At 45.2% G+C, this 3,313-nt stretch carries 3 protein-coding genes; all 3 read right to left on the bottom strand.

Translation table 11 applies throughout. The features are described 5' to 3' along the window. On the bottom strand, positions 1–1,808 hold a 1,808-nt coding region (locus B4K20_RS07755), incomplete at its 3' end, for an AAA family ATPase (protein WP_289282476.1). 46 nt (positions 1,809–1,854) lie between these two features. Beyond that, positions 1,855–3,123: an ISL3 family transposase gene (locus B4K20_RS07760; protein ID WP_289282477.1), complete on the bottom strand. Its 1,269-nt coding sequence runs from the start codon at positions 3,121–3,123 to the stop codon at positions 1,855–1,857. Positions 3,124–3,127: 4 nt separating this feature from the next. Further along, positions 3,128–3,313: hypothetical protein (locus tag B4K20_RS07765; RefSeq protein ID WP_289282478.1), on the bottom strand; the 186-nt coding region annotated here is incomplete at its 5' end.

The raw sequence follows: 3,313 nt of genomic DNA on the forward strand, positions 1-3,313 counted from the left end.
AGTGTTCGACACGCTGCTTCTACCTGCTTGACTAGACGCTCAGTATTTGGTTCTGCATCAGCGACAGACTTTGGCGAGATTTGTTGTTTCTTGTTTAAGTTAAGGGCTAAATTGACAAGGTTGCAGAAAAAATTCACATCGAAAAGATCCTCAATGTCGCTTTCGGATTTATCGGTAAAATCAGCTGCTGTGAGTACCTTCTCCGTCGTCAGTATTTGACTCTGCCGCAATCGTTCTATCTTTGACTTGTCTCCCTTCCCATAATCACACAGAGCAACTATGTTGAGGTTGTTACCGGCAAATAACGAAGCAAAGGATGAGATTTTATCCAGTCCACCTGTTGGGCAAATAGCCCAACGCGGATCCAAATACACTCTATTTCGAGACTGAAGTGCCTGTGACATAACTTGAAGATAAACAACGTCGGATGGTCCCTCGACTAGAACACAATCCTTACCAATAAACAGTGACTGAGTGATTTCATAGCCTAAATGTGCCTGCAGCGGGAAAAGCGTATCACGATCTACGGATAGTACATCGGCAGATACCTTAGTCCCTTTTACAATAGGACGGCGCGGGTCAGAATAGTCAACAACATCCTCTACGACTCGAACATCAGAAAGGCGCTGGGCAGGAACCATAAATGGGGAATGAGTGGAGTAGATAACTTGGTGATCCGGCAAAATCCTATTCTCAATATAACGTAGCAAATCAGATTGTGCCTTACCGTGCAGAGTTAAGCCCGGCTCGTCGAGCAATATGATTGATTTTCCGGCTCGCTTCTTGAGTTGCTTAAACTGCGATAAAAACGAGAAAAACCAGACAAATCCAGCGCTCCTCTCAGAGAGCGGAACAGTAACTCGATGATTTTTGTTCTCTACACGAATTTTTGCTACCCGACCAGAATTAAAAGGTGGAGGATCATCCGGTCGTCCATCGTTTAGTGTTATATCAACCGCGAGAGCCTCGTTTTGGCTCCAGAACTCAAATATTTCGTCTGTTATATCATTGGAAGCCCCCTCACACTGAGCGATCAACTCTTCCAACTTTGGAGCATCTCGGAGCTCTTCAATAGTGGTACCGGCATATTCAAGAAAATCTAGGAAGATCTGATCTCCTACGGAAATATTGTTTTGCTTTTTGTCCTGAGCAAGTTTGTCAAGCGACAGTTCACCAGACATTCGCTCAAAGTGGGATGTGTAAAAAAATCGAGGCATCCGTTTAGAGAGAATATCAATTGCCGCGAGAATAGCTGAACCTTCTCTGAAAGATTCCAAGATCGTGATCAGTGATTGTTGTGGTTCTGTTTTTTCCTCCAACGCTTTGAGCGTAGAAAGAGCGTCTGTGGTTGTTGTGAAATCCTTAATTGGCAGTTTATCTTCTGCTTTCATTGAGCTCCTAGCTTCAAGGTTTCGAAGGCATTTTTTTTGGTCAATATGTACTGACCATGTATTGCCGCTACGACCAATATAGCTGGTAACTTCAATTTGACTGCTTTGAAGGACATCATCCCCTAACGTAGCCTCAATCTCGGCTATGTCATCATCATCCAGAGACCACCAAGTTCGAGCGACTGGAGATTCTCCGTCAGGGTGGCGCTCATCAAACTTGTTAAGGTAACGGCGCGGATAGTCCCTAGTACGATCATACTCAAATGAATCCGTTGGCCGGATTCCTTGAATAGCCCGTAAAACAGCTGTTTTACCTGCCTCGTTCTTTCCAACAAGGCAGGTTAAATCTCCAACCTCGAATTCTCCACTATCCTCTATGGAACGAAAATTTGTTGCTTGAACCTTAACCAGCTTCATGTTGCCTCCAAATCAATTCTTAGTAATATTTCTAGCTCGGATGCTCCTAATCAAGTTCACCACTCTCTGCTTGCTTCAAGAGAGTAGGAATATGTGGCCCATATTCTACCTTTCCACGACCTGAACGAATGCCACTACCAACCTTGCGAGCTTCTGCCGAATACAGGGTCTTTGCACGAATGATCTCATAGCTATAGCCGCGACCAAGTCGGTTGGACATCTTGATCAGTCCGTTCAAACCCTCGGTGTAGGCATTGGTAATTGGGAACGGTGCATCCCAGTAAGCAAAAATATCGTCATAGTGGTTATGAACCGTCTTGACCAACTTTTTGAATGATTCCATACCTTGGTCAGGCAGGCTATTTTCCCAAGCTTCAAAAGCGTTCTGAGCCTGCTGTTTGTCTAATTCATCATAGATTGCAAAGAAGCTTTCCTTAAAATCATAAGCAATTGCCAATTCTGGTATTTGTTCACGAACTATAATAAGGGCTTTCTGCTCGGCAGGTGTCAGATTCTGGGGACGTTTAAGAGTAAGCCACCGTATGGACTTTTTGACGTTAATTCGTTCATTTTTACCAAGTTGGACCTGGTATTTTTTTCGTTCATCCTCCAAGGCTTCTGATGCCATTTTGACAACATGGAACTTGTCGATAACTAACTTGGCATTGGGCAAGTACTGAGCAAAAGAGCGCTTAAAGGGACGCCACATATCTGTGCACACCCATTCCACCTTGTCTCTATCTGTCAAATCCTTAAAAAACGGCTTCAGGTGGTCTTGGGTACGATGCTCAAGCATATCGAAGACGTTGTTGGTAGCCAGATTAGTGATAACGCATCGATAACCACCGGCCAGGTTCACTTCGTCAATCCCCATAATTACAGGAGTTTCGTAGCGTACAGTCTGCTCAAGTTCTTCAATCAGGTCATGAGCAACGTTTTTTACGGTATTCACTGCTACGCCTGTCTGCTCTGCCAAGGCCCGAAAAGTAGTGCTCAAACATTGCTGTCGGATTACATCGACCAGACGTTTGGTGGATCTGCGCTTGTCATCCAGAAAGTTCAGTTCTGGCATGGCCATCTTTCCGCAGGATTCACATCGGAAGCGCGGTCGCTGAATCTCAAGGCGAACAGGTTCCATATATAGCGGGGTATCAGAGAATCTGTTTTTGCGTGTTCCATGTTTGTGCATTGGAGTCTTGCAGGCCTCGCACAAGGGAACTTCGACCTCTTCTGGCACCGCAACAATAATGAGCGCCTTGCTTTCTTTGTACATATCTACCGGTTTGATTCCCGGCAGATTCAACAGATCAAGCATCGACTTAGTCCATGTCCAAGTCTATGTCTTTGCCTTCACGCAGCATCTCATAAACCACGTCAACCAGCACAGACATGCCCTGACGGTCCGATTTAAGCACTTGAGTGGCTAGTTTCTGATGACTGGAGAGTGCCCGAACAACAGCTTGTTGAACCGCACCAGGCAAGTTCCCTTTCATGGCTTGTTCACG

The organism is Methylophaga sp. UBA5088, assembly GCF_002414625.1.
In the GTDB taxonomy this organism is placed as follows: domain Bacteria; phylum Pseudomonadota; class Gammaproteobacteria; order Nitrosococcales; family Methylophagaceae; genus Methylophaga; species Methylophaga marina.